Origin of the sequence: Variovorax sp. HJSM1_2, from assembly GCF_049316285.1 — a bacterium.
Classification (GTDB): Bacteria; Pseudomonadota; Gammaproteobacteria; order Burkholderiales; family Burkholderiaceae_C; genus Rhodoferax_B.
Window position 1 is genome coordinate 152,047 of record NZ_JBMOXA010000010.1, and the last position, 17,103, is coordinate 169,149.

Genomic DNA, 17,103 nt, shown 5'->3' on the forward strand with positions numbered 1-17,103 from the left:
TGCCAACCACCGACTTGTAGGACGCTGCTCATGATTGAAGTTTTCTCCTGGCCCACACCCAATGGCCACAAAGTGCACATCATGCTGGAGGAGTGCAAGCTCCCCTACACCGTGAAGGCGGTGAACATCGGCAAGGGGGACCAGTTTGACCCGGCGTTTTTGAAGATCAGCCCGAACAACAAAATCCCGGCCATGGTCGACCCCAATGGCCCGGACGGCAAACCCATAGCGCTGTTTGAATCCGGCGCCATCCTGCTCTACCTGGCGAGCAAGACCGGCAAGTTTTTGCCCAAGAGCGACCGCGCCAAATTTGACGTATTGCAATGGCTGATGTTCCAGATGGGCGGCGTGGGGCCCATGCTCGGCCAGGCGCACCACTTTCGTATGTACGCCCCCGAAAAACTGCCCTATGCCATCGACCGCTACACCAACGAAGCCAAGCGTTTGTACGGCGTGATGGACACCCAGTTGGCCAACCGCAAATTCATTTCAGGCAACAGCTACACCATTGCCGACATCGCCATCTTCCCGTGGCTGCGCAGTTGGCAGAACCAGGGCATAGACTGGGCCGATTTCCCGCACCTCAAAGACTGGTTTGACCGCATCGCCGCACGCCCGGCGGTGCAGCGTGGCGTCAAGGTGCTGGCCGATCAGCGCAAACCGATCACCGACGACAAGTCGCGCGACATTTTGTTCGGCGCCACCCAGCATCAGCGGCACAAGGCCAGCTAAGCCTCTCCGGGCGACTCATGTCATGTGGTCTGGCACAGTGTCCACCGGCTGGTTTTTGCCATGGGCATGGGCCAACAGCCAGACCATCAATTCGTCCAGATGCAGGGGCCGGCAGAAGTATTGCCCTTGACCAAACGGGCAACCCAGTCGGCGTAACGCCGCCAGTTGTTCGGCCGATTCAATGCCCTCGGCCGTCACGCCGAGGCCGACGCTTCGCGCGACCGCCATCACCGCACGCATAAACGATTCACTGGCGGCATTGGATGCCAGGTCGGACACCAGACTGCGGTCAACCTTGAGCATGCCAACCTTGAAGCGGTGCAGATGGATCAGGCTCGCGTGGCCGGTGCCGAAGTCATCTATCGTCAGGCGTACACCGCGGGACTGAAGTTCGCGCTGCAACTCCCCGACAAAGGGGGTTTCGTCGAACAGCACTTCCTCAGTCACATCCAACTCAAGCAACTCGGGCTGCAATCCAGAACTGGCCAAGGCGGCGTCCACGATAGGCAACAGATTGTTGTGACGGAACTGGCGTGGCGACAAATTCACGGCGATGGGCAAGGCCACGCCGAAGTGCTGCTGCAACTGCACCGCCGCCGCACAAGCCTGCGCCAGCACCCACTCGCCCATGGCCACAATGCAGCCGGTTTCTTCGGCCAAGGCGAGAAACTGCTCGGGGTACAACATGTCCAGCCCTGGCAGGTTCCAGCGCAACAAAGCCTCTATGCCGCAAACATCACCGCTCAGCAAATCGAGCCGCGGTTGGTAATGCAGCACCAATTGATGTTTACCGAGGGCAGCCCGCAAATGCTCTTCCAGGCCTCGGCGATGCAGCGACTCGGACTGCATTTGCGCGACAAAAACACGGTAGGCATCGCGTCCGTGTTTTTTGGCCTCATACATCGCGATGTCGGCGTTTTGCAGCAGTGCGGCCAGATCGGCACCGTCCCCGGGATAGAGGGCAATGCCCACGCTGACCGTCACATTCAACTCACGCTCGCCGGCGTGAATCGCCGGTTGCACGGCCTCGACAATTTTTTGCGCCACCATGGTGGATTCATTGCGCCCGTCGACATCGCTGAGCACCACACAGAATTCGTCGCCCCCCATGCGCGCCACGGTATCCGACTGGCGCACCGTAGCACGCAAACGCGCGGCCACTTCCTTGAGCACCACATCACCCACGCTATGGCCCAGGGAATCGTTGATCTGCTTGAAGTGGTCCAGATCCAGCAACATCACAGCCATGGTGCGGTTGTTGCGTTTGGCGTGTTCAATGGCCACGGCCACGCGGTCATGCAACAAGGCGCGGTTCGGCAGGTCGGTCAAGGTGTCGTGGTGGGCCAGGTGACGGATGCGGCTCTCCGAACGTTTGCGTTCGCTGATGTCATAGGCAATGCCCACAAAGCCGGTGGCTTTGCCATCTACGCCGCGCATCACCGCCAAGGCCATGTTGACCGCCAGATGTGAACCGTCTTTACGCCTGAAGAGCCACTCACGCTCTTCGGTGAGACCCCGTAAGACGCGGGCCCCCACCGCACCGGTGGGCACCGCCAGCCCCAGTTCCATCGATGCTTGCTCGGCATGGGCCTTCAGTTCCTCCGCAGTCATGAGGGTCTCGGCCGCTGGTCGCCCCACCAGTTCGTCGCGTCCGTACCAAAGCATGCGTTCGGTGGCCGCGTTGGCCGCGCGAATGCGGCCATGCGTGTCCGTCACGATGACCATGAAGGGTGCACTTTGCAGTATGGCCGCGTTTAATTGCGCCATCTCCCGCGTGTATTGGTCGGCGCGTTTTTGCTCGGTCACATCGCTGAGCATGACGACGAAGCCACGCTGGCCCTCCAGCCGCATGACACTGGCCGCCGTGCGCACCTCGATGTCGCGTGCGTCGACGGTGCGTACCGCAGACTCCATGCGCCACGGGGCTTCCATCGGGTCGTCGAGCATTTGCTGCAGTGGCAGCGGTAGCAGCGCACTCAAAGGCAAACCCTCCATCCCGCGCGCCGGATACCCCAGCACCGCCTCGGCGGCGGCATTCGCCCCCAGCACCCGCCCCATGGCGTCGGCCGTGACAATGCCCTCGGCCGAATGCGCCACGATGGCTTGCGCCCAGGCCTCGCTGCGCCTGTAGGCCTGGCCCAGGGTGTCGGCGCGGGTTTCGGCCCGCGTGCGCAACAGAATCAACAGCCCCAGCAAACTGCTGAGCAGCAGAGTCAGAATGCTGCCGATGATCAGCACCGAAGTGGAATGGCGCCACGGCTCGCCACTCTGCTCGGGCAGAGACGTGAACTGCAGCGTCCAAGTGCGCTGGCCATACTCCATGGGCACCAGGCGCTGCAATGGCTCCAGCCCCTTCTCCGGCGCGATCTGGTTGGTGCGCAGGCTGAAGATTTCAGCGTCCGCCGCATTGCGCTGGCCCGCGTAGAGCTGCACGGCCAAACGGTCCCCTTCGGTGCGCAACACGGCGGACATGAAGTCATCAACGCGGATCAACGCGAACAGATACCACTGGATGGCGCCACGCCGGTCCAGCACCGACTCCAGCGCAACCCCCTTGCGGTAGACCGGCATGATGAGCATGGTCTGCGCCACATCCGCACCGAACTCAACCGGCAACACGGTTTTGTCAGAAAGCGCAACGTCTGCGCTATCACGCGCCTGTTGCACGGCCTCCACCACCGCAGGCTGGGCCAAGAGATCCAGGCCCAGCAGCGGATGTATCAGCAGTGGATCGGTGGGTGTGGCGGCGGGCAATGCTGGCCGGGCGCCTCTCTGCGTCGGCTCGGCATAAAAAACCGGCGCATACACGGCACGTTCGCCAATCGGCCGGATGCTAAAAGACCGGAATGCCGCAGACTCGCCGCGCACCCGTCTCTCCAACGCCGCTGATTCACCCCCGCGGACCACTTGTGCCACCCCCAGAACCTGCAGTCCCGGGTATTGGGCATCCAGGCTCATCTGCTGGCCGAACACATGCCATTCGGCACGGCTGACGTCGTCGGAGGCGGAGAAAAGACCGGCACCAGCGCGTAGCAACTGCTCGTTGGCGGCCAAACGCGCGCGCATCGTGCCCACCAGTTGCTCAACCTGCTGGTCGAACTGCTGCACACGCCGCACCCGCTCCAACTGCAGGCTGCGCGTCCACTCGTGCCAGGTCAGCGCGGCGCCGCCAATCAACACCAGAACCAGCATCAGCCACGACCATGACACCACTGCACGACCTCGCGTGAACAGTAAGCTGCGCAGCAAATGGGGCTTCATCTTCGGCGGCGGGCAGGGGCAGATCTAATCTAGAACAGCATCCTACCCGCAAGCGTCTCGAATCCCAAGGCGAAGCGTTGATGCGGCCCCAGGCCCAAAGACAAAAAGGAGATCAGAAGAAGATGGCCTGCCCGACAGGGATCGAACCTGTGACCCTCAGCTTAGAAGGCTGATGCTCTATCCAACTGAGCTACGGACAGTTTTGCTGCAAACGTGCGGCCAGCGCACGTTTCAGCTGGTCGGCAATTTTAGCGTCTTATCGACCGGCCCCGTCACAACTGCACGGCTCGGCCAATAAATTGGATGGGGCCGGTGGGCCGCCCCGTCGGCGAGCCGTTGGCGGGCTCCAGTGTCAACTCGAACAACTGGTTGGGCTGCAGCGGCGGCAACTTGTCGAGCGGGATCTGCAGCGTTTGCCCGGGCTGCACCAGCCCCAGCGAAACCGGGCCGCTCCAGCCGTCGGCCTTGGTCCAGAACTGCAGCGACTTTTCGGCTGGCACCGCCGCACGGCCGGGCTCGCCCAGCGGCACCAGCTTGATTTGCTGCCTAGCGCCGCCGCCCGCTGTTCCACCCTGCACCGCCTGCACCACCCAACCGGGGGCCTGGCTCTGCGGCGCCACCAGCACCACAAGGTAACCCGGTGCGGCCGGCCCCGCCATTTCGCGCTGCAGCAGCACAGAGGCCATGATGGCCGCTGCCGCAAAACCGGTGGCCGCCAGGCCGCGCCAGAGGTTCAGGCTTTGCCACCAGCCAACGGGCTTGGGCCGTTGCGCCACGGCCTGCACGGGGTCAAGGCTCAATTCAATGCGCCGCCACAATCCGGGCGAAGGTTCCACCGGCTCGGCCAACGCAGCCAATGGCAATAGCCGTTCTTGCCATGCGGTGATGGCAGCGCGCAAAGCGGCATCGGTAGATAGACGTTGCGCCACCTCGCTGCGTTGCGCAGCCGACAAGGTGCCCAGCACGTACTCGCTGGCCAGGTCTTGAATCTCTTCAGGGGTCGTCATACCGCAACACCCCCCATACAAGTGCGCAGGCTGTTCATGCCGCGTTTGATCCAGGCCTTCACGGTGCCCAGCGGTGTCTTGGTGCGCTGCGCAATTTCGCCGTGCGAACAGCCATCGACATAGGCAAACAGAATGCAGTTGCGCCGCGCCGGCTCCAGCTGCGCCAGGCAGTCGTTCAACTGGCCCAGGTTGGCGCGCAAGGCAAAGGCATCTTCCACGTCCGCATGGGCATCCAGGGCCTGGCGGCTTTCGACGGCGGCCGTGGTTTCTTCGTCTACCGTCACCTGGCGCGCCCCGTTGCGCACGGCGTTCAGCGCCAGGTTGCGTACCACGCTGTAGATCCAGCCACGGCCCGAGCCGAGTTGTGCATCAAACCGGCTGGCCTGGTTCCAGATGTTCAGGAACGCGTCGTGCACCACGTCTTCGGCCAACTGGCGCTGCCGCACGATGCGCAGCGCCACGCCCAGCAGGTAACGGCTCTCGGTCTGGTAGATGTGTTGCAGCGCCATGCGGTCTCCCCCGGCGCAAGCCTGCAAGGCGCGCTCGTAGTCGAAAGTGTTGGGGGAATCTGCGGCGTTGGGCACGTGGCTTGAGGTGTGTCCGGTGGGCGGCTGGTGCCACCACCCTCGCCTCGTTCGCCGCAGTTTAGGCGAAGCGCCCACGTCTATCCTCGAATGCCCCTAGCTTATGCCGCCTTCCAGAAAATGTAGTCGGCCTGGTACTTCACCACTTCGCGCGCACCCTTGTTGGCTGCGGTGCAGGCGGCGGCGGGCGCTACGCCGCCCTTGGTGGCCACGCGCTGGATGTGTGTCACGCCACTCATCGCCCCCATGCCCATGGCGGGGTTGGCCTTCACCAGTTGGTAGGGGATATTGCCTGCACCGGCTGGGGCCACGGCCAATTGTGTGGCGGTAATCTTGGAGCCGTCCATAGACTCCCAAGTGGCTGGCGGGCCGTAATATTTGCCGACCTGTTTGCCCGCGCGGTTGTTCAGCGCGGCATCGGGCCCGACAAAAAACCACTCCATGGCGCCGGGCGTGCCGGCCTTGTCGCGGCATTCATAAGTGATCTGGCCCACACCCACGGTTTCCATGACCACCTTGTTGCCAGCGGGTACTTTCACGGCATCGGGCAGGCTGTCCTGGCTGAACATGGGTTGCATCGACATGCTGCCGCAAGCGGTCAGCAAAGCGGTGGCGGAGATGGCGGCGGCGACCAGCGTGAGGTTTCGAATCGACATGGTGTGCTCCTGTTAGCAGTTGGAAAAACCGCAGCCTGGTTGGCTGCTACAGGTACTACACGCGAGGGACGTTTTTGGATGCAGTGGGGCAAAAAATATTTTGAGGCCGCATTTCGCGGCTCACCGCTAAAGCGTTTTTGCCAAAATAAGCGCATGCCCAACACCAACCGCCCCGCCCACTTCTGGCTGATGAAGTCAGAACCCGAAGACTGCTCCATAGACGACGCCCTGGCCGCGCCCAACGCCACGGTGCCGTGGACGGGTGTGCGCAACTACCAGGCGCGCAACTTCATGCGGGACGGCATGCAGGTGGGCGACGGCGTGTTGTTCTACCACTCGAGTTGCGCCGAGCCGGGCATTGTGGGCCTGGCGCGTGTGGCGTCTGGGACGCGAGTCGACCCTACGCAGTTTGACCCGGCCTCGCCCTACTTCGATGCCAAGTCGCCGACAGACAAACCACGCTGGTTGCTGCTGGACGTTCAGGCCCTGCGCAAGACGCGGCTGCTGAGTTTGGCAACATTGCGCGAGCAGCCGGCTCTGGCCGACATGCGGGTGCTGCAAAAGGGCAGCCGCCTGTCCATCACCCCGGTGGAGCCGGAGGAATGGCGCGTGATCACCGAAGAGTTGCTGGGCGGCTGATTAAGGCGCCTGGTAAACCAGCACCTTGAGCGACTTGTCTTCCGACACGTCGGCAAACACCGCCGGGTTGGCCACGCGCTGCACAAACGTCAACGCAGGCACCAGTTCTTGCATCTGCTCCTGCAGAAAGGCCACGCCAAGTTCCGGCGCGTTCAGGCACAACATGGCATGGCCGCCGCTCTGCAGCAGCTCGGGCAGGCGGCGCATCAGCCGGGCATAGTCTTTGGTGGCGACAAAGCTGCCCTTCTGAAAACTCGGCGGGTCCACAATCACCAGGTCGTAAGGGCCACCGCGTGTGATCTTGCCCCAGGTCTTGAAGATGTCGTGCGGCAGAAAACTCGCGCCCGCCGTGCCTTCGTTGGCCAAGCCGTTGAGCCTGTGGTTCTGCTGCCCGGTGGCGATGGCACCCTGCCCCATGTCGACATTGACCACATGGTGCGCACCGGCCTGCAGCGCCACCACCGAAAAGGCACAGGTGTAGGCAAACAGGTTCAGCACCTTGAAGCGCAAGCGCCCCGTGGCGTCGGCATGGCCAGCCACGTGTTCGCGCACCCAGCGGCGCCCCTCGGCCATGTCGAGAAACAGGCCGTGGTTTTGCCCCTTGAGCAACTGCACCTTGAAGCGCGCGCCCTGCTCGGTCACCACATGCGGGTCGGGCACACTGCCGGCCAGCAGCCGGGTGTCGCTGCCCCCGGCTTGCCGGCATTGGTACACCCAGTTCAGCGGCTGGTCCGGTGCGAGCTGTTGCCAGCGCCCGGCCAAGGCCGCGCCAATGGTGGCGAGATCTTCTTCCGCCAGCGGCTGAAAACTCGTCAACAGCCACACCGGCGCAAAGTAGTCCAAGGCCAGGTGTTCGCAGCCCGGATACAAGCCACCTCGGCCATGGAAGATACGCTGGGCATCGGTGGAGAGGGCCATCTGGGCGATGGCGTTGAGCAAGGCTTGCATGGGTTTGATGACTGGAAAAATAAGAAAGACGGGGCGCCGCGCTTGGCGGTTGCAGTCCAGGAACCGGCCAGCACAACCAACAGGCGCCTAGAACTGAGAATGCTTTGGACTGTAGCGCAGGCAATACAAGCACTGGCTGCCTGCAGAACAAAAGTAATCTGCGTCTTCCGCCCGAGACGGCGATCACACAGATTGCACTCCGCTTCTACCGGCCACCCGGGCGATCAGTTCGCCGGTCAACCAGCAAAAGCCGTATCGGGCAGGCCGCGCACGCCCGGCAGGCGCAGTGAAAACAGCGCCCCCGACAACGGCGCCGCCTTCAGTGCCGCTTCGTTGAGTCGCACCGAGGCACTGGTGATGTAGAGCGTGTCCAGGTTCGCGCCACCGAAGCAACAACTCGTGGGCCGTGGCACCGGCATGCGGATACGTTGCATCTCGCGACCATCGGGCGCATATCGCACAATGCGCCACGCGTCCCACACGGCAATCCACAGGCAACCTTCTTCGTCAACGGTCAGTCCGTCGGGCACACCGTCGTCAGCGGCGAAGGTGATCAGCGCGCGGCGGTTGGCGATGGTGCCTGCGCGCAGATCAAAGTCGTACACATACACCGTGCGCCGGAAGGTGTCGGTGAAATACATCTTGGTGTTGTCGGGACTCCATCCCAGGCCGTTGGCAATAGTGAACCCGCTGTCCATCTTCTTCCATTGGCCGTCCGGGTCGACGCGGAACAGGTTGCCGCGGTTGGCCGCAGTGCCCATATCGAGCGAGCCGACCCAGAGCCGCCCCATGCGGTCACACTTGCCGTCGTTGTAGCGGTTGCCGGGTCGGTCGGCCTCGGGGTGGCATAACGGCGCAAGCACCTTGGTCTCGGGGCTGTAAGTCATCAAGCCGCCAGGCGTAGCCACCAGCAAGCCGCCCGTTGCCTTGGGAATAGCCAGGCTGACCATGGTGCCCAGCTTGACTTCGGTATCCGTGCCGCTGAGTGTGTCGTAGCGGTGGATGGCCGGCGTGAGGATGTCCACCCAATACAGCGCCCCGTCGCGCGGCGACCAGGTCGGGCACTCGCCCAGCAGCGCGCGCGCGTCCACCAAGCATTCGGCCACAAAGGCGTCCGCGCTTTGTGGCACATCGACCGGCTGCAATGACATGAACTGGCCGCCCGCATTGTGTGAAATGGTGCGTGCTGCGCCAATCACCAAGGTGGACAAATGGTGTGCCCGCGCGCCCGTCAGGCGTTCGGGCCGGGCGGAAATGCTCACCGCGCCTATGGGGCGGCCTTCAATGTCGAAAATCGGGGCCGCGAGGGCTGCGCCCTCCGCTTCGAACTCGCGCATCTCAATCGCGTAGCCGCGCGCGCGTACCAGGTCGAGTTCGCCGCGCAACAACTCCTGCGTGGTCAAGGTTTCCGGGGTAAAGGCCTCAAGCGGCAGCGAGGCCAGCAACTCGCGCTGGCGCACCGGCTCCAGATAAGCCAGGATTGCCTTGCCAGCGGCGGTTGCGTGCAGCGGCAATCGCAAGCCGACCCGCGAGGTGCGGCCCATGTCGCGGTTGGCGTCTTCGGAGGCCACCAGCACGATGCTGCCGCCGTCGGGCACGACGAGGTGCACGTTCTCCTTCACCGCATTGCGCAGGCCGACCATTTCATCCTTGGCGGCCAGCCGCAGATCGAAATCGCTCCACACCTCATGCGCCAGTTCCAGCAAACGAAACCCAAGCCGGTAGGTCTTGGTGTACGCGTCGTAGCGCAGCAGGTTCTCGCGCATCAAGGTCGCCAGGATGCGATGCAGCGTGGCCTTAGGCAGGCTTGCCACCTGCAGCAACTCGGTGAAGGTCATCGGAGCCGATGCCAGCGAGACCAGGTTGAGCAGGCCCATGGCTTTTTCCAGCACGCCGATACCGCCGGGACCAGCGGGAGACGTCGGCAAGCCTGGCCCTGCTTGCGTGGTGTCGGGGGTTGGCGGGCCGGGCTGCGGCGTGGGGGGCAAAGGCGGTGGTACCGGCATGTTTCCAGTCGTTGGCGAAGACGGCGTGCTGCATCCATGCCAGCCCGCAATGGCGTCGATTCTACGGATGGAGACCAAAGGTTCTCCCACACACCCAAAGGGAAATCCCCAATAGTTGAAACCAATAAACGCCAGAACAATCTGCCAAACCGATAAAGTTCCATTCAATGAAACAAATACCCAACATTGATCCATTACAAATCGTCGCCTGCCGGCACTGGAAAGTCAGCATGCCGTTCAGCGAGGCCTTGCATTGGGGTTCCGGCCGGCGCCCGGCGGCGACCCGCTTGCTTGTCGAGCTGACCCTGGCCAACGGCACCAAGGGCTACGGCGAAACCATCTGCCTGCTCGAATTCATAGAACCCGTACTGGTTAACACCATCTTTCCCGTGGCGTTGCAGCACCGTGCGGCCGACGTAGAGCGCTTCACCCGCCATGTGCTGGGCGCAGGCTTCTACCATCACAAACGTGCTGCGGTCATGGCCATGGCGGCGGTGGAAATGGCGATGTGGGATGCACAAGCGCGTACCGTCGCGCAGCCGCTCTCTGCTTTGTGGGGCGGTGTTTACCGTGACAAGGTCGAGGTCGCGGCCTACCTGTTCGGCACCGACGCGGCCGCGCTGCAGACCTCGGCGCAACGCTTCGCCGATGCCGGCTACCGCAGCTTCAAGGTCAAGATCGGTATGGATGCGGCCTCGGACATTTCGAATGTGGAAGCCGTGAAACGGGTCACCGGCGAGTTGCCGCTGCGCGCCGACGTCAACGGCGCCTGGACACCCGGCACGGCCAAGCGGCTACTGGAGCGCCTGCGCGGCTACGACCTGCAGTACATCGAGCAGCCGCTTGAGCTGGACGATCTGTTAGGCCATGCCGAGCTGCGCCGCATGCAGCCGGTGCCGGTCGCGCTGGATGAATCGGCTTACACCCTCGCTGATGTGGGCAACATCGTGCGCGCCTCGGCGGCCGACGTGATTCTGCTCGATCCGCATGAAATCGGCGGCCTGTGGCAAGTCATCAAGGCCGCAGCCATCGCCGAAGCGGTAGGCATTCCGGTCGGGCTGCACAGCGGTGGCGAACTGGGCTTTTCGCAATCTGCCTACGTACATCTGGCCGCGAGCATCCCCAACATGTCGATCTCCATCGATTCGGAACGCTCCTACCTCGCGGATGACGTGGTGACCCACCCGCCGCGCATTGAAGGCGGCTGCTTTGCCGTGCCTACAGAACCCGGTCTCGGCGTGGAGCCCGATTTCACCCAGATAGAGCGCTACGCCACCAACAGCATCCGTGGCGCCTACCTCGACTCCAGCCGTCCGGGCTGGTTTTCCACCAAGCCGGCCTACTGACCCAATGCCGAAGTTTGCGATCTTTCCACCCCCTCCCTACAACATAACGCCTCTTACACCCCGCAAGATGGAGACAACCATGCTGCCCACTCTCAAGAAACTCATGCTTGGTGCCACGTTGGCGCTGTCGCTGAGCGCCACCATCACCGGCACAGCCATGGCCCAGGCTTGGCCGCAAAAACCAATCAAGATCATCGTGCCCTACACCGTAGGCGGAGCCTCCGACATCACGGCCCGGCTGATCGCAGACCGGCTCTCGGTCAAGTTCGGCCAGCCCGTGACGGTGGACAACCGCCCTGGTGCAAGCGGCATCATCGGTACCGACGCCGTGGCCAAAGCCGCCCCCGACGGATACACCCTGGCCTTCGTCGCCAGTTCGCATGTGGTCAACAAAGCGCTGTTTAGCTCGATCCCATTCGATCCGATCAAGGATTTCGCCCCCATCACGCAGACCGCCAACGTGCAATTGGTCATGGTGGTACCGGCCACGCTGGGGGCCAAGTCGGTGGCCGACTTTATCGCCATGGCCAAGGCCAAGCCTGGGCAGTTGAGCTATGCCTCCTCGGGTGCAGGCAGCAACCCGCAGTTCTTCGCCGAAATGTTCAAGCAGGCCGCCGGCATCGATCTGCTTCACGTGCCCTACAAAGGCAGCACCGCAGCACACACCGACCTGCTGGCTGGCCGCACGCAACTCATGTTCGACGCCTTGGCGTCCGTCGGGCCTCACATCAAGAGCGGCAAGCTGGTGCTGTTGGCCGTGGCCGGCCCGACACGCTCGTCGCTGCTGCCGGACGTGCCCACCGTGGCTGAGGCGGGCATGGCCGGATTTGGTGCGACATCCTGGGGGGCGCTACTTGCACCGGCCGGTACACCAAAGGTGGTGATTGACCAACTGCAGCGCGAAACCTCGGTCATTCTGCACTCGCCAGAAGTCAAGGAGCGGCTGGGTGCATTGGGCGCCGAGGTGGTGGCATCAACACCCGAGCAACTAGGCGAATTGATGAAGAAGGAAGAAGCCCGGTACACCAAGATGGTGAAGGATTTACACATCACGCCGGAGTGATGCAGCACCGCTGGCTACAGCACCGATAGCAGATAAGCGTTGCGGCACGGCCATCGTGCATGGCTGGGACCGGGTCAGCAGGTCCACGTAAAACGCAAAGAAGCGTGCGTTGTCAAACCCCTACGCCACCGTCATTTTCTGCAGGCCTGCACCGGATACCGGAGCCGCACTGTAGCCAATGATCTGACCGTCACTCGCTGCATTGGGGTATCGATCACCGTGGCGACCAGCATGCCGCCGAGCCATAGACGTTTCGAAGCGCCATGCCGCCGGCGTTGGTGGTTTGAAAGCACTCCATGACCTGGCCAGGCTCGCACGCGGAGGCGTGAGGTTCTCAGTGCCGTTGGTAACGCAGCAGCCGCCCACGGTAAAGCGGTTCGTCGCCTACCGCCTCCTCGCGCAAAAGAGTGGTCTCTTCCAGCACGTAGCCCAGCTGTTGCAGCCGCCGTGTGAAGGCCGCACGGTTGCCGCGCTCGGGATCAACAATCAAAACCTCGCTCACCGGCATGGCGTGGCGCTCGATGAAGAGAGACAGGGCACCACCCTCGTCGCGTTCATACAGCACGTCGCTGCCCATGATCAGGTCAAAACGCCCTTGCACGGTGGGCGCAAGGTCTTGCCCCGGCTGCTGCGTGGGCACATGTGACCAGTCGCCGTGGCAATAACGCATGGGCGCCAAACCATTGAGACGCAGGTTCTCCAGAAGAAAGCTGCCGGCCAGCGGATGGCAGTCGCTGGCCGTGACCAGGGCGCCGCGCCGGTGGCAAACCAGGCTGGCCAGTGCCAGGCCGCAGCCAATCTCCAGAATGTTTTCGCCCGCTTTGAGCGGCCGCTGTGCCACTGCTGCCGCCAGATGTATGCCCGAGGGCCAGACCATGCCAAACAACGGCCAGTTACCCGAAGAAATGCCCACCGCCAAGGCGTGGCCCAGCGGGTCGCTGAACTGCTGACGGTCCAGCAGGCTGCGGATCTGCAGCGCGGCAACGCCACCTACGGGAATGAGTTCTTGCTTGAGCGCATAGCCCGGCATATCGACTTTCGTGAGCGAATTTGCTGGGGATGCCAGGACGGCATCAAGAGCGCAGGCGCGGATGGGAGTGGGCAGTATGCAGCAGCTTGGGCTGTGAGCAAGCGCCACGCCCATAAAAGGCCGCGCAAAGCTCGGGGCAATGGATCATCAGTGCAGCGCGCGCACCGCCCAGCGCAGCTTGGCAGAGGTGGAGCGTGGATTGCTGCGCTGCTCGTCATATGAGGCGCGAATCGGATCGGCGGCCACGCTGCTGAAGGTGCCGTTGCGCTCGCCGGTTTGAAAGCATTTCTTCACGCGCCGGTCTTCCCCGGAATGAAAGCTCAGAATCGCCACGCGTCCCCCTGGCTTCAGGCAGGCGGGCAGGTTCAGCAGCATCGCGTCCAGCACACCAAACTCGTCGTTCACCTCGATGCGCAGCGCCTGGAACGTGCGCTGCAGCACCTTCTTGGTCTCGGCCAAACGCTCCTCCGCAGGCATGCTGCGTTTGTAGACCAGCTCCATGGTGGCGCGCACCAGGTCGGCCAACTGCACGGTGGTCTGCAGATACTGGCCTTGCAGCGCGGCGGCCAAGGGGATGGCAAAGGGTTCGTCGGAGTTGTCGGTCAGCAGGTCGCGCAGCCGGTGGCGCGTCACACACAGTAGCAGCTCGCTGGCCGACTGGCCGCTGGTCGGGTTCAGACGCAAGTCCAGCGGGCCATCGGCGCGGAAGCTGAAGCCGCGTGCCGGGTTGTCGATTTGCATGGACGACACCCCCAGGTCGGCCAACGCAAAGTCGAAGCCCCCGCCGGCCTGCGGCAGCAAGCTCACCAGTTCGCTGAAGTTCGCACGGTGCACGCTGAGCGCTTCTTCGCCATAACCCAAGGCACGCAGCCGCGCGGTGGTGCGCGGCAACTCGATCGGGTCCACATCCATGCCAAACATGCGCCCACCGGGCTGCACCAGCGGCAGCATGGCCAGTGTGTGGCCGCCAAAGCCAAGGGTCAGGTCCAGGCCGGTTTCACCCGGCAGCGGTTTCAGAATGGCCAGGATTTCATCGACGCAAATCGAGCGGTGCATGCCCGCAGGTGTTTGCCCGCGCTGCATGACTTTTTCGACCTCGGCCGCATGGCGCGTGGGGTCTAGCTCCTTGTACTTTTCTTCAAACTGGCGCGGATGGGTGCCAGCGTAACGTACGCGGCGCTTGTGGGGAGGTGTGGGCTCTGTCATCGGCCATTATGTGGCCGCGCTGGGGCCAATAGCAGCCGGTGATCAGGCCATTCTTCAAATTCAAAAAGAAAAGCCGCGCAGAGCTTGATACATCTGCGCGGCTAGCTACTGAATCAGTAGCAACCAGGCGTCAACCCATCACTTGCGCTGCGGCGGCACGTCGGTGCAGCTGCCGTGCGCGATTTCTGCCGCCATGCCGATGGACTCGCCCAGCGTGGGGTGGGGGTGTATGGTCTTGCCGATGTCGACCGCGTCCGCGCCCATTTCGATCGCCAGGGCGATTTCGCCAATCATGTCGCCGGCGTGGGTGCCGACCATGCCGCCGCCCAGGATCTTGCCGTGGCCATGCGCTTCAGGGGAGTCGTCAAACAGCAGCTTGGTGACACCTTCGTCGCGGCCATTGGCGATGGCGCGGCCCGAGGCGTTCCAAGGGAACAGGCCTTTCTTGACCTTGATGCCTTGTGCCTTGGCCTGGTCTTCGGTCAGCCCAACCCAGGCGACTTCGGGATCGGTGTAGGCCACGCTAGGAATGACACGGGCGTTGAACGCAGCCGCGGCCAGTTCCTTGTTGCCCTGCAGTTCACCGGCAATCACTTCTGCGGCCACATGGCCTTCGTGCACCGCCTTGTGCGCCAACATGGGCTGGCCCACGATGTCGCCGATGGCGAAGATGTGTGGCACGTTGGTGCGCATCTGGATGTCCACGGGGATGAAACCACGGTCGGTCACGGCCACGCCAGCCTTTTCGGCGGCGAGCTTCTTGCCGTTCGGTGTGCGGCCCACGGCTTGCAGCACCAGGTCGTAGGTTTGTGGCTCGGGCACGGTCACACCGTCTTCTGCGGGCGCAAACGTCACCTTGATGCCTTCGGGCGTGGCTTCGGCGCCCACGGTCTTGGTCTTGAGCATGATGTTGTCAAAACGTGGCGCATTCATTTTTTGCCAGATCTTGACCAGGTCGCGGTCTGCGCCCTGCATCAGGCCGTCCATCATTTCCACCACGTCCAGGCGTGCGCCCAGCGTGCTGTAAACCGTGCCCATTTCCAGGCCGATGATGCCGCCGCCCAGGATCAGCATGCGCTTGGGCACTTGCGTGAGTTCCAGCGCGCCGGTGCTGTCGACCACGCGTGGGTCTTGTGGCATGAAAGGCAGGCGCACGGCTTGTGAACCTGCGGCGATGATGGCGCGCTTGAACGCGATGGTCTGGGTTTTGCCCGACTTTTCCTGGCCTTTGGCGCCGGTGGTTTCTTCCACTTGCAGGTGGTTGGCTCCGACAAACTGGCCCGTGCCGCGCAGGATGGTGACCTTGCGCATCTTGGCCATGGCCGCCAGGCCGCCGGTCAGCTTGCCAATGACTTTTTCCTTGTGAGTGCGCAGCTTGCCGATGTCCACCGTGGGCGCACCAAAGTCCACGCCCAGCGCGGCCATGTGGCTCACTTCGTCCATCACGGCGGCCACGTGCAGCAGCGCCTTGGAGGGGATGCAACCAACGTTCAAACACACGCCGCCAAGCGTGGCGTAGCGTTCCACGATCACCACCTTCAAGCCGAGGTCGGCCGCGCGGAAGGCGGCGGAGTAGCCACCGGGGCCACCGCCAAGCACCAACACGTCGAACTCCTGGTCGGCCGTGCCGGCAAAGCTGGCGGCAGGAGGCGCGGCAACTGCAGCGGCAGCAGGCGCTGCAGCAGCCGGAGCGGCGGCAGGAGCAGCTGCGGGCGCAGCAGAAGCAGCAGCGGCCTCACCTTCGACCAACAACACCAACGAGCCTTCCTTGACCTTGTCGCCAAGCGCGACCTTGAGCTCTTTGACCACGCCGCCTTGCGAGGCCGGGATTTCCATCGAGGCCTTGTCGCTTTCGACGGTGATGAGCGACTGCTCGGGCTTGATGGTGTCGCCGACCTTGACCAGCAATTCGATCACCGTGACTTCGGCGAAATCGCCAATGTCTGGAACCTTGATTTCTACGACTGCCATTTCTTTATCTCCACAAGTTTTGCCTGCACCCCATGTGGTGGCGCGGGCCTATTTGTCTGTTTGCTGTGCCTATGCCTTGAGCTTCAACGTGAACACATCCACCGGGCCGGCCGAGTTCTTGTCGAACTCACACGCTGCCTGCACACCCTGCACGGCCAGCTCGCGCGCGGTTTTGGCCGAAGCCCAGCCCGCGTGCATCGCACCGAGCGCAAAACTGCGGCCCGAACCAATGCCCCAGAACTCCTTGAACTCGAACACTTCGCGGTAGCTGTACAAGCCGTAAATGCCGGTGGCATTGGCCACCACCACGCTGAACTGGCTCGATTCGTAAGGGTCGTTGTCGTCTTCCTTGGTCTGCAAGAAAAACGACTCCTTGAGCAGCGGGTGCAGCTTGACGAAGGTATCAAACACCTCGTCTTTGCTGCCCATGCGCAACTGGTCCTTGGGCAAGGCCACCATGGCCTTGCGCAGCACCGGAAAGTGCGCCACCGTGCCGGCCATGCCCACATAGCTGATGCCGGTGGGCGTGTCGACCTTGAAGATCTTGCTGTTGTCTTCAAAACGGTGGCCCAGGCGGGTTTCGCCAAAGGTCACCAGCGTGTCGGCGGCTATCGCCACCTGACCGCCTTTTTTAACAACAACAACGGTCGTCAT

The 17,103-nt window shown here is 63.0% G+C and carries 14 protein-coding genes and 1 tRNA gene; 4 read left to right on the forward strand and 11 right to left on the reverse strand.

The genetic code is table 11. The features are described from left to right. The first annotated feature begins 30 nt into the window (after positions 1-30). A complete protein-coding gene (locus ACFQ95_RS13475; RefSeq protein ID WP_422831711.1) occupies positions 31-732 on the forward strand; it encodes a glutathione S-transferase family protein in 702 nt (233 codons plus the stop codon). 15 nt (positions 733-747) lie between these two features. On the opposite strand, the gene ACFQ95_RS13480 is transcribed toward ACFQ95_RS13475, so the two are convergent. The 5 genes from ACFQ95_RS13480 to ACFQ95_RS13500 all read right to left on the reverse strand — a co-directional run bounded on the left by ACFQ95_RS13480 (position 748) and on the right by ACFQ95_RS13500 (position 6,240). Next, positions 748-3,993 (reverse strand): bifunctional diguanylate cyclase/phosphodiesterase, encoded by a 3,246-nt coding sequence (locus ACFQ95_RS13480; protein WP_422831713.1) that lies wholly within the window; start codon positions 3,991-3,993, stop codon positions 748-750. Positions 3,994-4,116: 123 nt separating this feature from the next. Beyond that, positions 4,117-4,193: transfer RNA gene (locus ACFQ95_RS13485), tRNA-Arg, on the reverse strand. A 72-nt stretch (positions 4,194-4,265) separates the two neighbouring features. After that, positions 4,266-5,000 (reverse strand): anti-sigma factor, encoded by a 735-nt coding sequence (locus ACFQ95_RS13490; protein ID WP_422831714.1) that lies wholly within the window; start codon positions 4,998-5,000, stop codon positions 4,266-4,268. Continuing rightward, entirely contained in the window at positions 4,997-5,584 is a 588-nt protein-coding gene (locus tag ACFQ95_RS13495; RefSeq protein WP_422831716.1) for a sigma-70 family RNA polymerase sigma factor, read from the reverse strand. The genes ACFQ95_RS13490 and ACFQ95_RS13495 overlap by 4 nt, the downstream gene beginning before the upstream one ends. Before the next feature lie 101 nt (positions 5,585-5,685). After that, positions 5,686-6,240 (reverse strand): DUF3455 domain-containing protein, encoded by a 555-nt coding sequence (locus ACFQ95_RS13500; RefSeq protein ID WP_422831718.1) that lies wholly within the window; start codon positions 6,238-6,240, stop codon positions 5,686-5,688. Positions 6,241-6,393: 153 nt separating this feature from the next. Between ACFQ95_RS13500 and ACFQ95_RS13505 the strand changes: the two genes are divergently transcribed. Continuing rightward, a complete protein-coding gene (locus tag ACFQ95_RS13505; RefSeq protein ID WP_422831720.1) occupies positions 6,394-6,879 on the forward strand; it encodes an EVE domain-containing protein in 486 nt (161 codons plus the stop codon). Here the strand turns inward: ACFQ95_RS13505 and ACFQ95_RS13510 are convergent, their stop codons facing one another. Continuing rightward, entirely contained in the window at positions 6,880-7,827 is a 948-nt protein-coding gene (locus tag ACFQ95_RS13510) for a class I SAM-dependent methyltransferase (RefSeq protein ID WP_422831722.1), read from the reverse strand. Between the two features lie 236 nt (positions 7,828-8,063). Next, a complete protein-coding gene (locus ACFQ95_RS13515) occupies positions 8,064-9,833 on the reverse strand; it encodes an SMP-30/gluconolactonase/LRE family protein (protein ID WP_422831724.1) in 1,770 nt (589 codons plus the stop codon). A gap of 167 nt (positions 9,834-10,000) precedes the next feature. Here ACFQ95_RS13515 and ACFQ95_RS13520 point away from each other — a divergent pair, with 167 nt between their 5' ends. Together ACFQ95_RS13520 and ACFQ95_RS13525 are read left to right on the forward strand one after the other, a co-directional pair. Then, the gene (locus ACFQ95_RS13520) at positions 10,001-11,179 is read left to right on the forward strand and encodes a mandelate racemase/muconate lactonizing enzyme family protein (protein WP_422831726.1); all 1,179 of its coding nucleotides are present in this window, start codon (positions 10,001-10,003) and stop codon (positions 11,177-11,179) included. 79 nt (positions 11,180-11,258) lie between these two features. After that, complete coding sequence (locus ACFQ95_RS13525) at positions 11,259-12,242, forward strand: Bug family tripartite tricarboxylate transporter substrate binding protein (RefSeq protein ID WP_422831728.1); 984 nt, start codon at positions 11,259-11,261, stop codon at positions 12,240-12,242. A gap of 334 nt (positions 12,243-12,576) precedes the next feature. Here ACFQ95_RS13525 and ACFQ95_RS13530 read toward each other — a convergent pair whose 3' ends face one another. The 4 genes from ACFQ95_RS13530 to ACFQ95_RS13545 all read right to left on the reverse strand — a co-directional run bounded on the left by ACFQ95_RS13530 (position 12,577) and on the right by ACFQ95_RS13545 (position 17,103). Further along, on the reverse strand, positions 12,577-13,272 hold the full coding sequence (locus ACFQ95_RS13530; RefSeq protein ID WP_422831730.1) for a class I SAM-dependent methyltransferase: 696 nt from the start codon (positions 13,270-13,272) through the stop codon (positions 12,577-12,579). Between the two features lie 147 nt (positions 13,273-13,419). Continuing rightward, a complete protein-coding gene (gene rsmH, locus ACFQ95_RS13535) occupies positions 13,420-14,478 on the reverse strand; it encodes a 16S rRNA (cytosine(1402)-N(4))-methyltransferase RsmH (RefSeq protein ID WP_422831732.1) in 1,059 nt (352 codons plus the stop codon). A gap of 138 nt (positions 14,479-14,616) precedes the next feature. After that, a complete protein-coding gene (lpdA, locus tag ACFQ95_RS13540; protein ID WP_422831734.1) occupies positions 14,617-16,449 on the reverse strand; it encodes a dihydrolipoyl dehydrogenase in 1,833 nt (610 codons plus the stop codon). 69 nt (positions 16,450-16,518) lie between these two features. Next, a complete protein-coding gene (locus ACFQ95_RS13545; protein ID WP_422831736.1) occupies positions 16,519-17,103 on the reverse strand; it encodes an MFS transporter in 585 nt (194 codons plus the stop codon).